This is a genomic window from Collinsella sp. BIOML-A6 (assembly GCF_009875845.1).
GTDB classification, from domain to species: Bacteria; Actinomycetota; Coriobacteriia; order Coriobacteriales; family Coriobacteriaceae; genus Collinsella; species Collinsella aerofaciens_H.
Genome location: NZ_WWSL01000003.1, coordinates 17841 through 34343 on the forward strand (window position 1 = coordinate 17841; position 16503 = coordinate 34343).

Annotated in this window: 15 protein-coding genes; 3 read left to right on the plus strand and 12 right to left on the minus strand. The window is 59.3% G+C overall.

Features of this window, described 5'->3' with window-relative positions; genetic code table 11:
- Positions 1-271: 271 nt before the first annotated feature.
- From GT495_RS01425 to GT495_RS01450, 6 genes are all read right to left on the minus strand, one after another.
- Entirely contained in the window at positions 272-1369 is a 1098-nt protein-coding gene (locus GT495_RS01425) for an ABC transporter ATP-binding protein (protein ID WP_152073496.1), read from the minus strand.
- Complete coding sequence (locus tag GT495_RS01430) at positions 1366-2082, minus strand: HAD family hydrolase (RefSeq protein WP_161161192.1); 717 nt, start codon at positions 2080-2082, stop codon at positions 1366-1368. Before GT495_RS01430 ends, GT495_RS01425 begins: the two co-directional genes overlap by 4 nt.
- Positions 2069-3529: a CehA/McbA family metallohydrolase gene (locus GT495_RS01435; protein ID WP_161161193.1), complete on the minus strand. Its 1461-nt coding sequence runs from the start codon at positions 3527-3529 to the stop codon at positions 2069-2071. Before GT495_RS01435 ends, GT495_RS01430 begins: the two co-directional genes overlap by 14 nt.
- Before the next feature lie 2 nt (positions 3530-3531).
- Positions 3532-4875 (minus strand): ABC transporter substrate-binding protein, encoded by a 1344-nt coding sequence (locus GT495_RS01440; protein ID WP_161161194.1) that lies wholly within the window; start codon positions 4873-4875, stop codon positions 3532-3534.
- A 478-nt stretch (positions 4876-5353) separates the two neighbouring features.
- Complete coding sequence (locus GT495_RS01445) at positions 5354-5491, minus strand: hypothetical protein (RefSeq protein WP_161162666.1); 138 nt, start codon at positions 5489-5491, stop codon at positions 5354-5356.
- 132 nt (positions 5492-5623) lie between these two features.
- The gene (locus tag GT495_RS01450; protein ID WP_161161195.1) at positions 5624-6592 is read right to left on the minus strand and encodes a solute carrier family 23 protein; all 969 of its coding nucleotides are present in this window, start codon (positions 6590-6592) and stop codon (positions 5624-5626) included.
- Between the two features lie 447 nt (positions 6593-7039).
- Between GT495_RS01450 and GT495_RS01455 the strand changes: the two genes are divergently transcribed.
- Positions 7040-9538, plus strand: a complete 2499-nt coding sequence (locus GT495_RS01455; protein WP_161161196.1) for a U32 family peptidase — start codon at positions 7040-7042, stop codon at positions 9536-9538.
- Between the two features lie 15 nt (positions 9539-9553).
- The gene (locus GT495_RS01460) at positions 9554-10213 is read left to right on the plus strand and encodes an RluA family pseudouridine synthase (protein ID WP_233503005.1); all 660 of its coding nucleotides are present in this window, start codon (positions 9554-9556) and stop codon (positions 10211-10213) included.
- A gap of 116 nt (positions 10214-10329) precedes the next feature.
- Here GT495_RS01460 and GT495_RS01465 read toward each other — a convergent pair whose 3' ends face one another.
- On the minus strand, positions 10330-11076 hold the full coding sequence (locus tag GT495_RS01465; protein WP_117854490.1) for a DeoR/GlpR family DNA-binding transcription regulator: 747 nt from the start codon (positions 11074-11076) through the stop codon (positions 10330-10332).
- A gap of 3 nt (positions 11077-11079) precedes the next feature.
- Complete coding sequence (locus tag GT495_RS01470) at positions 11080-12159, minus strand: Gfo/Idh/MocA family protein (protein WP_161161197.1); 1080 nt, start codon at positions 12157-12159, stop codon at positions 11080-11082.
- 631 nt (positions 12160-12790) lie between these two features.
- On the opposite strand from GT495_RS01470, the gene GT495_RS01475 reads away from it, so the two are divergent.
- The gene (locus GT495_RS01475) at positions 12791-13027 is read left to right on the plus strand and encodes a hypothetical protein (protein ID WP_117765044.1); all 237 of its coding nucleotides are present in this window, start codon (positions 12791-12793) and stop codon (positions 13025-13027) included.
- A gap of 116 nt (positions 13028-13143) precedes the next feature.
- Here GT495_RS01475 and GT495_RS01480 read toward each other — a convergent pair whose 3' ends face one another.
- The 4 genes from GT495_RS01480 to GT495_RS01495 form a co-directional block, all read right to left on the minus strand.
- Positions 13144-14028 carry an ROK family protein gene (locus tag GT495_RS01480; protein WP_204986871.1) on the minus strand — a complete coding sequence of 295 codons (885 nt, stop codon included), beginning with the start codon at positions 14026-14028 and terminating at the stop codon, positions 13144-13146.
- A gap of 79 nt (positions 14029-14107) precedes the next feature.
- On the minus strand, positions 14108-15232 hold the full coding sequence (locus GT495_RS01485; RefSeq protein WP_172676343.1) for a glycoside hydrolase family 172 protein: 1125 nt from the start codon (positions 15230-15232) through the stop codon (positions 14108-14110).
- 12 nt (positions 15233-15244) lie between these two features.
- Entirely contained in the window at positions 15245-15643 is a 399-nt protein-coding gene (locus GT495_RS01490; RefSeq protein WP_055287011.1) for a PTS sugar transporter subunit IIA, read from the minus strand.
- A gap of 26 nt (positions 15644-15669) precedes the next feature.
- Positions 15670-16503 carry a PTS system mannose/fructose/sorbose family transporter subunit IID gene (locus GT495_RS01495; RefSeq protein ID WP_055287013.1) on the minus strand — a complete coding sequence of 278 codons (834 nt, stop codon included), beginning with the start codon at positions 16501-16503 and terminating at the stop codon, positions 15670-15672.

The window sequence follows — 16503 nt, forward strand, 5'->3', positions numbered from 1 at the left end:
TTCAGTTTATATTTTTCCATTTCCAATCACTCTCTGAAGAGTCGGGGACATCGACGTCGGGCGAACGTGGGCCGCAACACGAGGACATGGTCTCCGTCCGCATGCGCGTAGCAGCCTTGTCCAGGGATTCTCATATGCCATACATAATCAGGGGCATCGGCGGTGCATATCGAACCGCAGGCCATCCATCGGACACGGCAAGCCTATGACCGACCAAAATGGACTGCCGCGCTCTAATCTCGCATACGTGAAGACGAGAGCCGTCTGCGGCCTAATTGCAAATGGTCGCTCCGCTTTCGATATCGAAAAAGTGGATGTGCGCTTCGTTGAGGCGTAGATGCACCTCTAGACCCGGCCTGTATGAATTGCTCTCCTCGATCGACGAAACGATGTCTCCGTCGCTTGTCTTGACATGAAGTACCCCCTCATAGCCAAGCATCTCGTAAACATCGATGCGACCCGAGAAAAAGGAGTCCTTCTTTTCGCATGGGATGACGTGCTCTGGCCTAATTCCCAAAACCACCCTTGAGTTTTGTTTTGATCGGCCACGGATTTCCCTTGCCCGCTCCTCATTCACCCTGAGTTCGCCATCCGTGCCCCGCACATAGACGTCCCCGTCTCTTTCCACGAGGTCGACCTCAACGAAATTCATTCCGGGCATGCCGATGAACCCCGCAACGAAACGATTTGCCGGGTAGTGGAACATATTGTAGGGGGTATCGATTTGCTGAACGACGCCGTTGTTCATGGCGACTATTTTGGTCGCCAGCGTCATGGCCTCTGTCTGGTCGTGCGTCACATAGATAAACGTCGTGTCGAGTTTTTCATAGAGTGAGGCGATCTCGACGCGCATTTGCGCCCTGAGCTTGGCATCCAGATTCGAGAGCGGCTCGTCCATGAGAAACACCCTTGGCTTTCGAATCAGGGCCCTGCCCATCGCCACCCTCTGTTTCTGCCCGCCCGACAGTTGATTTGGCCTCCTGTCCAGCAGGTCCTCCAGGTTGAGCATGGAGGCGATTTCACTTACGCGGGCCTCGATCTCGTCCTTTGGGACTTTATGTATCCTCAGCGAGTAGGAGATGTTGTCCTTTACGGTCATATGGGGGTAGAGCGCATAGTTTTGGAAGACCATCGCTATATTGCGGTCTTGGGGCTCCACCTCATTCATGACTTGTCCATCGATCAGCAGATCACCTTGGGAGATGCTCTCGAGGCCCGCGATCATCCTGAGCGTAGTAGATTTCCCGCATCCCGAGGGACCTACGAGAATCACGAATTCTTTTCCTTCGATATCGAGATTGAAGTCTCGAACCGCCTCATAGCCGTTCTCATATGTCTTATTAACGTGTTTGAGTTGAATAGTCGTCATAGTACTTTTTTCAATTCTCCTATATTCGTTAGAACGAGATCGGCATACGGGGCGAGCGTCCGTTCGGAAGAGACGCCGGTCAACACTCCAACAGTCCGGGCGCCCGCGTTTCGGGCAAACCGAAGATCATTTGGGGTGTCCCCCACCATCAGAACATGTTCGCACGTCGTATCCCATGCCCGCGCGCAGTAGCCGATCAGCTCGGCATCTGGTTTTTTTGGAATGGGGCCATCGCATGTGGACACGATGTCCACCGCTATGCCATTTTCCCGCAGGAACCCCTGCGTGACTTCCGTGTTGTCGGTTGTTGCGATGGCGACCCGAATCCTCTTCTTTTTCAGAAATGCAAGCAGCCCATGTATATCTGCCGTCAGGGTACAAGGCTGGCGAGCTGCCTCCTCTTCGAAAGCCCGCGTCATATCCCCCAAAAAGGAGGCCCTGTCCGCCTCGACGCCGCCGCGCGCATACACCTCCGATACGGCACGAGAGATTGTTCCATAGGTCCCGACCGCCAATTGGCCCTCCGGATCCACTTCTCCGCCCTCGGAAACTCCGAGGGCGGAGAAGCAATCCTGATATTCGATGGCATCCGCCCGGTACAGTTCCCGGAGCCTCGAGAGCACTCGGCATGTCACGGGAATCCAGAAGGGCTGGAACTCTATCAAGGTTCCATCTTTATCGAAAATGACCCCGCGAACGTCATGCAATTTCATCTATCGCCGCCCCAAAGGTATCGAACTGATGCTCTCTTTCACAGCAATACACGGGATTGGCGTAGAAGATGCAGTCCCCTTTTTCATCTTCCGCGCCGAAGCGCATCCAATGGTATGCGTCCGTACTCCAATTGACCCGGTATGATGCGGTCGCCCTCCTGTACTCGAAATCGAACTCGAGACGCAGGCTCTCCCTCACGCCGTCCCTGATAACAAAAAGATGAATCGGCTCGCGCACATTGTCGAATCGGAAGACGGCTTCGAAGGTTCCGGGCTCAGGCATTGCGTCACCCGGAAGCACTTCGCGCCCGTTCTCGCGCATGCAAAAGCTCACTTCAATGTATCTCGTAACGAATACGTGGCACTTTCGAAGTGCCTCGAGTATCTTGTTTTGGCTCAGCCCCTCGCTATACACATGCGTGGTCGGATCCCCCACAATGGACGGTCCGCTCTCGGGCGTATACCACTCATGCAGTAATGCGTGCGTGTCGCTTCCCCCGATACCGCAGATCTGCCATCCGTCATTCCACATCGCATCGATCAGCCTGACTGCCTTTCGATTCGCCTCATGGTTATTCGGATAGGTGGGGTCGTTTATGATTTCAAGGCAATCAACTTTATCTAGGGGATAATCTGGACATGACCATTGCCACGGCACTAAAAATGGGTGGTTGATGCTGATAACACTGCGTTCCGCATGCAATTGACCGAGGATGTCCAGAAAGGCCTCTCGACTGTCGCCGGCGCAGACACGGTCCAGATTGTCGGGACGTTTTTTTAAACCGAAGGCATTCGCATGCCCATATATCGTTGTTACCTCCGTCCCGCAGATAACGAGCAGGTCCGTTTCGACCCATGTCGCGGGGACCAGATTGTGCTCGGTCGCCGAGTAAAAATCCAATCCCATGAGGTCTGCCTTTGCCATCTGATTGGAAAGACGCTCATGCCCGTCCGACAGAACTGTGTGGCAGTGAAAATCTCCCTTATACCAGCCGGTGTGATTTCTCTTCATGTGATCTGGATCATATCCGGACAGCCTTCCCCGCCTGTCCATCCAGACAACGGTCCCGCACGGATCGGCTTGCCCCGCGCATCCAGATTCACAGACTACGTCTACCCGCGCAGTGTGGAGAAGATGGGATCGCGCATCATGCCATAGCACGAGCTCGATCGTGTACACCCCCTTCGTCAACATGCACGGTATAGCGCCATTTGATGCTCGTCTTATATCATTCGCGATCGTGATGACATTTCCACCGGTCCCCAATTGCCTGTGGAAGAGCACGTTGTCTGCGCTGTCTTTGACGAACAGGTCCACAGAAGCCAGTATCGATGGTTTCCCCTCGACCGAAATGGTTATTGCATCTTCGTCGTCATTCAAGAGAAGCTGCTGCTTTTGAATGGCAGCAGCTTCTCGTGAGAACGTGTACTTCAGTTCCTTTTTCATAGCTACTTGTTTACTGCATCCAAAGCAGCCTGTGCAGTCTTCTGCGCTTCGTCCAGGGCCTCTTTTGCGGGAACATTATCGATCTCGACCTTATCGGCCGCTACCTTCAGTGCATCGTGGACCTGCCCGTTGGTCGGATCGACAGGATAGATGGAAGCGTGCTTCGCCTGGTTAAAGGGAACGACGGCCTGGGGATGGTCCTCAAGGTATTTCTTGTACGTATCGTCTTCCATGATCTTTTTATTCACCGGAACGTATCCGACGGTCGTGCTCCACTCGACTTGGGAATCGACAGACATGAAGTACCTCAGGAAATCGTACGCGCCCTGTTTCTCTGCATCGCTCGATGATTTCAGAATGCTCATCGTCTGTGCCCCCGCCGTGGGCTTTGATTCGGTAGCACTGGACCAAGCAGGCTGTTCAATGGCCTGAACGATATTGAAATCGAGGTCCGCCTGATCTCCCGAAGAACCCGTATAGCCGCCGGCCTTGTTTTGGATGACATCGTCGATGGTGTCGTACCAATACTCCCAGCCCTGTCCGCCAGAGTGGATGGCCATCGTCTTGTCGTCATGGATCCACTTACGGAATTGCTCAAACACCTCGACCCACTGTTTTGAATTGATCGTTACCTTCTTGCCATCCTTCGAGAATACCGAGGCGCCGTTGCTGAGAGCAGCATCGATCATATTGTCTGGGCCCCACATGGGCTCCCATCCATATTCGTACTTTCCGGTCGCCTTGATCTTCTTGGCGGCATCACCCAAATCCTGCCAAGTCTTTATGGACGATGGGTCTACGCCGGCGTCCTCAAACGCCTTGATGTTGTAATACAGGACCTGAGTCGTTCCGTAGGCTGGCAATGCGAACTGCCCACCCTTATCGTTGGTTCCCTGACTGTAAAAGGCAGAAATCAAATCGTCCTTGTTGAAGGTGTCATCCTTTTTGGTGTACTCGTTGAGATCGGCCAAGAGGTTCTTCTCGTCGAGCGTCCTTGCGGCAGAAGGATTCAACAGCACCAGATCTGGCGCAGAATTACCTGCAATGGCAGCTTGGAGTTTTTGATACGTCTCGTCATAATCCGCTTGGGTAACGGTTTTGACTTCGTATTTATCCTGGGATTTATTGTACTTGTCGACAATATCCTGGATGACGCCCACGGCTGTTTTGCCGCCTGCATACCAGAATTCTACGGTCGTCTTTTTTCCGTCATTTGCAGACGTCTGCGTCGTCTTACTGTCCTGTGCAGACTTGCCGGCATTTGTAGCCGTGCAGCCCGTTGCGTTCAATAGGCTGGTCGCACATAATAAGACCGCAAGCGCAGCGCTTATCATCTTTTTGAGCATGTACATCCTCCTGGTGACACGAGTTCCGATATCGCTATCATCTTATGTACGCGGTGTTAATAAACCAGCCTGCGAAACCTTAAGGCTATGTAACGTAAACTAAAGGCTATGTAAACTAAATCACGGGCTCCTTATTGCCCTATGAGCCGCCAACGCATTCGCTGTCCGTCTCGCCGCCCATGGGCTATCTTTCGACAGGTACGTCCAATCGCCCTCTTTCCGCCGGACCCATCGCTCAACTTTGTCGGATCCTCGATGACACGCGTAAGGACGATGGAGCTCTCGTCTCCGCCACATTTTGCCCGCTGCCGTCATCTCTTCTCCTATCGTGCCGGCCGCACATTGGACGGGCGACATGACGCTCGCCGAAGCGCTTGTCTAAGATTCCAATTGATAACAAGAGCCCCGTATACAAAACGAGAGGGCATCGAAATGAGTCGACGCCCTCTTGCGAAAGAGAGAAAGACTAATGGTCGGGCTATGACTCATGCAGTGTATGAATCGCCTCGACATCCACCGTGCGCTCGCCGGTCGGAGCAGTGCGCTCATCGATTTTGACCATGCGGACGAAACGTTCATAGCCGCACGGACGAAGCAGCGAAGTCGCCACCGTCACCGATCAGATACCCGCCTCAACCAGATTGCTAACGCTCTTCTCATCCACCCCGGCGGAGAAGGAAAGGCGTATATGACCATCGAACCTGTGGGCGATTTTCTCTGCCACAAACGACATGGCCGTTTCTCATAATCAACGTTGCGCTTGATCCTCCCCGACAGATCCGGACATCTGGGCCTCGACACGCGCTTCTTCGAGATTTTCCTCGCCCTTGGGCAGGCAGATGTTCAACAAAATGGCGGTGATGGTGGAAACTACGAGCGCAGAGGAACCGAAGACGGTGCCAACCCACTCGGGCATGCCGGCGCCGGCAAGGCAGCCGGAAACCTGCTCGATGCCCAGACCAAGAGCAATGGCGGTGCCGACGATAAGTTTCTTGCGAGCCGTGAGGCCACCCTCGACGATCAGGTCGAGACCGCTCATCGTGATCGTTGCAAAGACACCAAGGACGGCGCCGCCAACGACGGGCTGGGGAATACAGGTGAGCACCGCGGCGAACTTAGGCAGAAAGCCAGCAACGATAAAGACCAGGCATGCGAAGGTAAAGACCAAACGATTCTTTACGCCATTGGAGATGATGATGCCGGTGTTCTGCTCGTAGGTCGACTGGGGAATGGCACCGACGAATGCGCCCAGGATACTCATGATGCCTAGGGAGATGATGCCGCCGGCATACTCATCGGAAGTGGGGATACGGCCTTCGACGGCGTTGGCGGTCATAGCAACGCCACCCATGTTTTGCAGGCAGTTGACCACATAGACAATGGCTACGGTCGCCATGGCTGCAGGCTGGAACTCAAGCTGGAAGTGCATGATCTCGGGCATGGCAACCCATGCGGAATCGCCCACAGCGGAAAGATCGAGCATACCAAAGGGAAGCGAGACAATCGTGCCGATGACGATGCCGAACAGAAGCGAGCCCAAGCTCAAAATACCCTTACCGTAATTACCAAGCACGAACACTGCGACAAGGGTGATGATGGCGATAAGCCATGCCTGGGGCGTGCCCCACAACGGCGTTCCCATACCGCCAGCCATCCAGCGAATGGCGATCGGATACAGGGAAAGGCCAATCGTGAAAATGACGGTTCCCGTAACCACCGCAGGGAAGAGATGGCGAATGTACTTGATGAAGAGTATTTTTTAATAATTTATTATTATCAATTGCTTTTTTCTGAGGCTGCTTGCGATGGGACCCAACGCGCTTGGGAAGCTTGCCCGTCGACGAATCGATACCAAGCTGACCGGAGAGAAACAGCGCGTCGCCCAACTTGATGCTAGGAGAGCACGGACCGATGGCGGGCGGAGCATTCGTGAAAGCAATAGCCTCTTTATTCATACCGACTCCATTCAAGAGAGGGTTTCCGTTTGGAGGTCCCGGATTATGGCTCTGGTCTATGGCCAACTTCCCGCATGCTGTCCATCGCTCCAAGGCCATGCAAACTTTTTTATAGGTAATAATTTGGTACTATGCAGAGCTCGAACAAATCGCAGATACAAGGCGGTCACGCTATACTCAAAATGAACCTCGACGAAAGATTTGGCATAATGACGCAAACCAGCCACTCGCACCCCACCGCACCCACCTATCCCGAGCTTTTGGCGCCCGCCGGAGGGCCCGAGCCCTTTGCCGCCGCACTTGCCGCCGGGGCAGACGCCATCTACTGCGGCATGGGCAGCTTCAACGCCCGCCGCAAGGCCACCAACTTTACCGACGAGGCCTTTGAGCAAGCCTGCCGCGCCGCACATCTAGCCGGGTCGCGCGTCTACGTCACGGTCAACATCGTCATCAAGCAGTCCGAGATGGGCGATGCGCTGCAACTCATCCATCGCTGCTCCACGCTGGGCGCCGACGCCTTCATCATCCAGGACTGGGGCCTGTTCTTTGAGGTCAAGCGCACGATGCCCGCCATCGAGACGCACATCTCAACCCAGGCGAACATTCATGATGACCGTGGAACCCTTTGGTGCCGCGAGCAGGGCGCCGACCGCGTGACCCTCTCGCGCGAGCTTTCCATCGACGAGATCGCCGCCATCCACGACGCCGCGCCCGATGTGGACCTTGAGGTCTTTAGCCACGGCGCCATCTGCTTTTGCTACTCGGGCCTGTGCCTGCTCTCGAGCTTTGCCATGGCGGGCCGCTCGGCCAACCGTGGCATGTGCGCCCAGCCCTGCCGCCTGCCCTACGAGCTGATCGACGAGAACGGTCGCGCGCTCTCCCCCGCTGGCCGCGAGCGTGCGCTATGTCCGCGCGACACCAACACCTCACAGCTTGTTCGCCGTCTGTATGACGCCGGCGCCGCATCGCTCAAACTCGAGGGCCGCATGAAGGCGCCCGATTACGTGTACTCCATCGTCGATGTGTATCGTCATCAAATCGATGACATGCTGGCCGGGGTCGCCGTAGATAAGGACGAGGACGCCGCCCGCCAGCGCCAGCTCAAGCGCTGCTTCAACCGCGACTTTACGCACGCCTATCAGGACGGCACCTCGGGCGACGAGATGATGAGCTATGAGCGTTCCAACAACCGCGGCCAGATCGTGGGCACGGTGCTGGGCAGCCGCCCGGCCAACCGCGATGTGCGCGGCCTCAAGCCCGACGACCGCCGTCGCCGCGCCGCCATCGCCCGCATCGAGCTGTCTGAGCCCGTGGGCAAGGGCGACCTGCTGGAGCTTCGCCACGATAACGAGTTTGACCAGTTCCTGACCACCATTGCCGTCGATGATGCCGCCGCGGGCGACATCATCGAATGTCGCGTGCCCCGCAGCATGCCCGAGGGCTGCCGCGTGCGCGTCATCCGCAGCCAGTGCGCCATCGACGCCGCCGGCGCCGCGCTCAAGCGCGATGTGCTGCGCCGCCGAGCTGTTGATGTGTCCGTCGTGGCGCGCCTGGGCGAGCCGTTTACCGTCACACTCACCTGCTGTGACAACCCCGCGCTCACCGCCACCGCCACGGGCTTTTCCGTCGAGGCCGCCAAGACCCGCGCCGTCGAGGCGGCAGACCTGGTTGAGCATGTGGGCCGCGTGGGCTCCTCGCCCTTTGAGGCAGTGAGCTTTGACGTTTCGCTCGACGCCGGCTGCGGCATGGGCTTCTCCGCCGTGCACAAGGTGCGCGCCGCCGCCTGTATAGCATTGGAGGAGGCCATTCTGGCGCCGTACGAGGAGCGCGCGAAAACGCTCGAGTTGCCGGTGCTCGACAAATGTACGCGCCCCATGCCCGCACACTACCGCGACGAGCCGCAGGTCTGCGCCACCGCCACCACGCTCGAGGCTGCCGAGGCGGCCCGCGCGGAGGGTGCGACGCGCATCTACATGACCACCGACGCGCTCGAGGCTGTCGGACTCTCCCCTGCCGATGCATTTGAGCAGGGTATCGTGCCCGTACTCGACGAGGTCTGCCGTGCCGTCGACCACGAGCGCGTCGATCCGTGGATCAATGCCGGAGCCACCGTCGCCGTCGGCAATATCTCCGAGCTCGCCGTAGCCGCCCAGGTTGGCGCCACGGCCGAGATTCGCTCTTGCCTGCCGGTGCACAACACGCCCTGCATGGAGGCGCTTGCCGAGCGCGGAGCCGGTGCGTTTTGGCTCTCGCCCGAGATCACGCTCGACGAGATTGTCTCGCTCGGCGCCGCCGCGCCCGCGGCTCTGGGCATCACCATCTTTGGCCGCCCGCGCGTCATGACAAGCGAGCATTGCATTCTGCAGGTTGCCAACGGCTGCATCCACGATTGCGCCAACTGCCGCCTGCGTGTCCGCAAGCTCTCGCTCAAGAATATCGACGGAAAGGTCATGCCGGTACGTACCGACGTCCACGGCCGCTCGCGCCTGTACGATGCCTACCCCATCGACCTCACGCCGCAGGTTCCGCAGCTGCTCGATGCCGGCGTGCGCCGTCTTATGGTTGACGGAACCCTGCTCGAGCCCAATGAGATTGGCCGTGCCGTCGCGCGCGTCCGTCGCGCCATTGATGCAGCGCAGGCAGGTCGCAAGCCCGCTGCCCGCCTGCGTGGGGCGACCTCGGGCTGCATGTTTGTGGGAATTAGCTAACCGAAAGGCTTACACGTGAACGAAGAACCTCAAGTCCTCTACTGCGACGCCTGGCTCATGGCCATCGACAAGCCCGCCGGCATGATCGTCCACGGCGACGGCACCGGCGAGCGCACGCTCACCGACTACGCCAGCGACCTGCTGCTGGCGATGGGCGACGGCTTTGCCGCGACCGACATGCAGCCGCTCAATCGCCTGGACCGTGACACCACCGGCGTGGTGCTGTTCTCGCTCGACAAGCAGACGCAGCCCGCCTTTGACCAGATGATTATCGACCACGCTTTCGAAAAGCACTACCTAGCGCTCGCCGAGGGCAAGATCGACTGGAACGAAAAGCTCATCGACAAGCCCATCGCCCGCGACCGTCACGACAGCCGAAAGATGCGCGTCGGCGCCAGCGGCAAGCCGTCTCAAACGCGCGTGAAGGTGCTCAAACGCCTTAAGAGCCGTCGTGGCCTGCCCACGCGCTCGTATATCGATGTCGAGTTGCTCACCGGCCGCAAGCACCAAATCCGTGTGCACCTGGCAAGCGAGCATCATCCCCTGGTTGGCGACGACCTGTACGGAACGCCGCGCCCCTGCGGCCTGATGCTCCACGCCCACAGCGTGTCCTTCACGCATCCCGTAACCGGCGAGCACATCCACATCGAAGCCCCCTGCCCCTGGGAGCCCTAAAACCTGCCTAAAAGGGACAGGTTTATTTTGACAGGTTTTATCTGGACAAACGTCAAAACCACCACAAAGGTTCCTGCCCCTTCGCGGTGGTTTTGGCCTTAGCACGTCCCCTGCTGTTAGACCGTGATGACGTTGTCCATTGCCCGGTACTTGGCGGGGACATCGCCTGCGGTAATAATCGTTGCGTCACGGAAGTCCGCGAACTTGACGGGCGCCACCATACCAAATTTACTGGCGTCCGAGATTACGAAACGCTTGGCTGTATGACGCATCGAGATGCGCTTTACTTGCGCTTCCTCGATATCGGGCGCCGTGAAGCCCTGCTCGGCGGCAATGCCGTTAGAGCCCCAAAAGCCACAGTTGAAGTTGTAGCGGTCTAAGGTTGCCAAGGCATCGGGGCCAACGAGCGCCTCGGTCTCGGGTTTGAGCTCGCCGCCCAACACCACGGTACGCATGCCGCGCAAAGCAAGGCGCTGAGCATGGAGCACGGAATCGGTCACATAGGTGACATCTTCAAGGTGTGGAAGATGCTCGATGAGCCTGAGCGTCGTCGAGCCCGAGTCGATGTATACAAAGCTCTCAGGCTCCACAAGCGCCGCCGCGCGGGCGCAGATACGCTCCTTGTCATCGTTATGGAGGTCGCTGCGCTCATTAAGCGTTAGATCGCGCGTCACGTGCGCGCGCTCAAGACTCGTCGCCCCACCGTGGACCTTGGCGATGCGGTGCGCTCGGTCGAGCGTCTGCAGGTCGCGCCGAATGGTAGACGCCGTCACGCCCAGGGCTTCGGCAAGCTCCGGCACGGTAACCGAGCCGGTCTGCTGAACCATCGACACGATCGCGTTGAGCCTATCTTCCGCTAGCATCGCTTACTCCTCCTCGGGGTACACGACTCCCCAGTCGGCGCGTAGCTTGGTCATCAGCTCCATAACATCAGAAGCATAGCCCAGAAGCTCACGCTTAGAGTCGTCGCCGGCAACGGCCTTCTCAAGATCGGCCATCTCATAGCAAAGGGCGTAAGCCTCGGTGCCGGCGTGGACCTCCTCGCGGTGGCCGTCCGCAGTCCACACGATAGTCGCGTGATCGGCGCGCGGATACTCGTTGACCTCGATATAGCACTTATCGAAGCTAATAATCGAGCGCTTGGGTTGCTTGGAGTGGAGCGTGAGGCTCACAACACCCAGCTGCTGCTCGGCATTACGGCAGACGATGCCGCCCGCAACGTCAACACCGGTCTCACAGGTGTTGCCCAACGAAACGACCTCAATGGGCTGGCTTGCCATAAAGAGACGCATGACGGACAGGGCATACACGCCAATGTCGAGCATGGCACCGCCAGCAAGGTTGCGGTTGTAGAAGCGATTGGTCAGATCGCCGTACTCCTTGTAGCTACCAAAGTTGAGCTGGGCGAGGTTCATGCGACCAAACTCGCCGGCATCCATGCGACGGCGCAGCTCTTGATACAAGGGCATATGAAGCACCGTGGTGGCGTCCATGAGGACGACGTTGTGCTCGTCGGCGATGGCACGCGCCTCGTCGAGCTCAGCGGAATTGAGGGTAATGGCTTTCTCGCAGAGCACGTGCTTGCCGGCGGCCAGCGCGTCACGCAGATAGGTGATATGCGTGTTGTGCGGCGTGGTGATATAGACGGCGTCGATGCCCGGATCGGCGTAGAGGTCCTCAACCGATTCATAGACCTTCTCGATGCCATACTGCTCAGCAAAAGCCTGAGCCTTGGACAGCGTACGGTTGGCGACGCCCGCAAGCTTGCGGCCGGCAAGAGCGAGAGACTGGGCCATCTGGTTGGCGATAACGCCGCACCCGATCACAACCCAACGAAGCTCGGGAGCCGTAAAGATATCATCGGGGAATGGCTTGTCCTGGACCGAAGCGAACGCTGCTTTTGCGGCTGCCGCGGAGTCGAGTGGAGCCTGCTTGGAATCTACCATATGTGCCTCCTGTGTCATAGAACGTCTTGCATTTCGGATAGCTCTATATTCACACAAATACGCGCGTCTGTGCGTGTTTGTGCGTATCTCACCGCTAAACGGTCATTTTTGTCCCGTAAACGGCGCATCTATACGCATATTCACGCAATCCCACGCACGCAAATACGCACAAATGCGAACCGGTCATTGCTCAGAGACAGGGGCTTATGCTTAGAACTCAAAGACAGGATGATCCGCTTCGCCTCGTCGCTCATGGCGCGCTGCAGCTCTAAGGACCGTCCCAAACTGCCGACAGAAAAGGAACGTTCCAAACTGCAGACAGAAAAAGAACGTCCCCAGGCGCCGGCATTTCAAGAGCACTCATTTAAGTCTGTCCCCAATGAGTGGGAGTAATCAGAGACCCTTTGCGAGGGAGGCCGGACGTGGCCTTCCTCGTTTTTATTCATGGACTTTTGTCCGTGCCGCGCGGCACGCGCGGCATAGAAAGCCACCCGCTCAGCGGGTGGAGGCCAATTTCCGCTACGCGACAAAAACCTTCCCCCTAGCATGAGGATTGTTCAGGTCATCATACTAGGGGGAAGGTGATTGCTGTGGCCCAGAAAGCCAACAGCCTCGCGCACACGAAATGGCTGTGCAAGTACCGCATCGCACCGAGGTCAAGCTCATCGCCGCCATCGTCGAGAAGCACCCCAAGGTGCGCTTTGCCGCGAGCCGCACCTCGGCCCACGCCGACCTCTACGACCGTATGGAGCAGGCCCTGTGCGAGCGCGTGGCCAACGCGGTGGAGGTCGTCCGCTCCGACATCAGCCCCGCGCTTCTTGTCCACACCGGTCCAAACCTCGTGGGTGTGGCGGTCCAGGGACTCTAGCGGAGGCGGGGCGTCCTGCCCCAAAAACAAATGCAAAAGACGAGCGCTTCTTGCCGCTCAATTGGCAAGAAGCGCTCGTCTTTCCTTAACGCGTTGTATGGCGGAGAGAGCGCAAGTTACGCGAGCGCCCTTCTTGCCAGCTCGGCCGCGCCGAGGATTCCTTGGTCGCCGCCGCAGCCCGGGGCGCAGATGTAGCTCTCTATGTCCTTAAGCTCGGCGGTCTGGATGTAGCCACCCAGATATTCGAGGGTCTTCTTGCGGACGATGCCGTAGAGCTGCTCCTGGTGCATCACGCCGCCGCCGAGGACGATGCGGCGAGGCGAGTACATGAGCACGAGGTTCGCGCACATCTGCCCCAGATAATCCCCCTCGAGCGCCCACACCTCAACGTTGTCCGCGAGCTCGGCCGCGGGCTTTCCCCAGCGCGCGGCGATGGCGGGGCCGGAGGCGAGGCCCTCGAGACAGTTCGCGTGGCTCGGGCAGACGCAGCGTCCCTCCTCGGTGGGACGGGTCCTTACCAGCATGTGGCCGGCCTCGGGGTGCAGCATGCCGTGAAGGAGCCTGCCCGCGCACATGACGCCCGCGCCCACGCCGGTGCCGATGGTCACGTAGACGGCGTCCTCGAGCCCCTTGCAGCAGCCGAAGACCACTTCGCCGAGGCAGGCAACGTTCACGTCCGTGTCGTAGGTCACCGGAATCCCGAGGGCGTCGGCGAACGCGGCGCGAAGACCATAGCCTCGCCACGCGAGCTTGGGCGTCTGGAGGATGGAACCGTAGTGCTCATCGTTGGGGTCGACGCAGGTCGGGCCGAAGGCGCCGATGCCCAACGCGTCCACATCGCGGGCGGTGAACCACTCGACCATTTGCGGGACGGTCTCGGCGGGCGTAAGCGTCGGGGTCTCCATACGGTCGAGAACCTCGCCGTCGCCGGACACCACGGCACAGACCATCTTGGTCCCGCCGGCCTCGAGGGCGCCGAGCCTCATTTGCTTTTCGCTCATGTGATCCTCCTTACAAAGGGGCGCCCGCAGTCATGGTCAACCGCGGGCGCCCATAACGTTGGCTTGTTTCGAGGCGACCCTACCTGGGCACGCGGTCCTGCCTTGCGGCAAACGGGGCGAGCACGGCGTGCGGCTCGCTTTGGTACCAGTAGGCGACGGTGGAGATGTCGTCCTCGCGCTCGTAGAGCTTGATGTCGTCGTTGCCGAGGTCCTGGAACGTCACGCGCAGGTCCTCCTTGAACGAGATCGGGTCGGGAAGGTGCCACCTGTAGAGGCCGTGCCTGGGCAGCGCGTCGTCGTTGGTCGCGAGCATCGGGTTCGGGTTCGGCTTGCCCGCGCTGAAGCGGTCGCGCGTGGCGTCGCGCGTCGAGCGGTACGGGTAGCCGGCGAACAGCGTGTTGAAGCACTGCGCCTCGGGCAGTGCGTGGGGCGGCCTGTCGAGGAAGGCCCAGGCACCGCCGAAGTAGTCCTCGGCTCCCGTCGAGGTGACCGTGGGGAACTCCTCGTCGCCGTCGAGGAAGAACTTCATCTCGCCCTCGCCCCACCAATAGCGCTCCAGGGCGCACAGGGCCATGTAGGTGCCGACGTAGTAGCCCTTACCGCGCACGCCGTCGAGCACGGTGTAGTCGACGCCCCTGCGGGTGCTGCGCTCGCGGTTAAAACGGGCGTGGAAGTACATGGCGTCGTCCGGCACGTCGGTGAGCGCGTAGTTGAACGTGTAGAAGATGTACTTAATGAACCCGGGGTGCTCGCTCGTAAGCGTGACCTTGGCGTGCTTCCTGAAAGGCATCTCGAAGTAGCAGTTCATGCCGCCCGTCGGGTTCACGCAGATGGGCATCGAGTTGACGATGGCGCGCTCACCGAAGCCGTTGCAGAAGAAGTCGCCGACAGGGCACTCGACCGAGGGGGTCTCCTCGTCGTCCCAGTAGAAGCGCAGCACGAGGTCGCGCATGACGAAGCTGCCGGCGGCGGTCTTGTCGGGGACGGTCATCCAGATGTGGCGGATGATGCCGGGGCCCTCGATGTCCGCGAGCGTGATGGTCTCGCCGGACTCAAGGGGCACGCAGCACGAGCCCTTGCGGCCGACGCCGAGGTGGCTGGCCGACATGGCGGCACGGCCCTTCTCGCCCGTGATGTTCTCGGGGGTGATGGCGCGGCTTTCCTCACCGCCGTGCATCCACACGTCCTTAAGGAACTCTCTCATCGTCGACCTCCTCTATTCGTCGTCTTCGCACTCGGCGGAACTGGCACCGTTCACGTAGACGATCTGCTGGCGCGCCTCGTCGACGAGGGCGTCGAAGTCGAGTTTCTCGTCGGGGCGCGCGAGCGCGACCGTCATGGCGAGCGGGAGGTTGACACCCGCGATCACGTGGATCCGGTCGGAGGCGAAGCGGGAGAAGCGCTGGTTCACGCTGCCGCCGAGCGCGTCGGTGAGGACGACGACCTCGTCAGTGCCCGAAAGAGCCGCCTCGACCGCCGCGTCGAGCCCCTCGCCGTTGTCGTTCACGTAGGCGCACACGGCGTTGACGGCGTCGCTCTTACCCGTAAGGAACTCGAGGGTGTCCTTGAAGCCCTGGGCGAGAAGGGAATGGCTCGCCACAACTATCTTTCTCATTGATTCACCAATCTCTTGGGTCGAAGCTAGGCGAGGATGCCAGCGGCGGAGGCGACCATCGCGAGGACGATCACCACGAGGATGAGGACCGTCATGCTCGCGTTCTTCTTGGTAAGAAGGTAATACGCGCTTCCCGTGATGGCGGCGGGGATCATGGCAGGCAGGATCTTGTCGAGCAGCGGCTGAATCTCCATCGAGACGTCGCCGAAGCTGAAGCTAATCGGGCAGGTGACGCCGATGACCGAGGCGATGAGGCAGCCGACCACGGTGAGGCCGAGCACGGAGGCGGCGGCAGTGAGGTTGGGAAGCTTCTCGCTGAAGTCGGTGACGAGCTTCACGCCCTGCTTGTAGCCGAACTCGAGGGCGTGCATGCGGACCCAGAAGATGGCCAGGATGAGCGCGAACCAGATGCCGGCTCCCACGGGGTTGCCCTCGATGGCCATGTAGGCGGCGATGGAGCCCATGATGGTCGGGATCATGGTCATGAGCAGGGAGTCGCCGACGCCGGCGAGCGGTCCCATGGTGCCGATCTTCAGGTCTTGGACGGCGTCCGCCGCCGCTAGGCCGTCGCGTTCCTCCATGGCCACGCAGGCGCCAAGGATGATGGCGGCGAGCCAAGGCTGGGTATTGTAGTAGCGGAAGTGGTTGTTGAGCGCTTGCTTATAGTCCTCGTCGTTCGTGTAGATCTTCCTCAGGACCGGCGAGAGGGCGTAGGCGACTGAGGCGCCCTGCTGGGTCTGGTAGTTGAAGGTGCACACGCTCATGAGCCAGCGCCAGTTCGCGTTGCGCAGATCCTTCTTGGTGACCTTGTAGCCGGAGGGCTTGCCCTCGGCGACGGCGGTGATGTTCTCGTTTTCCAT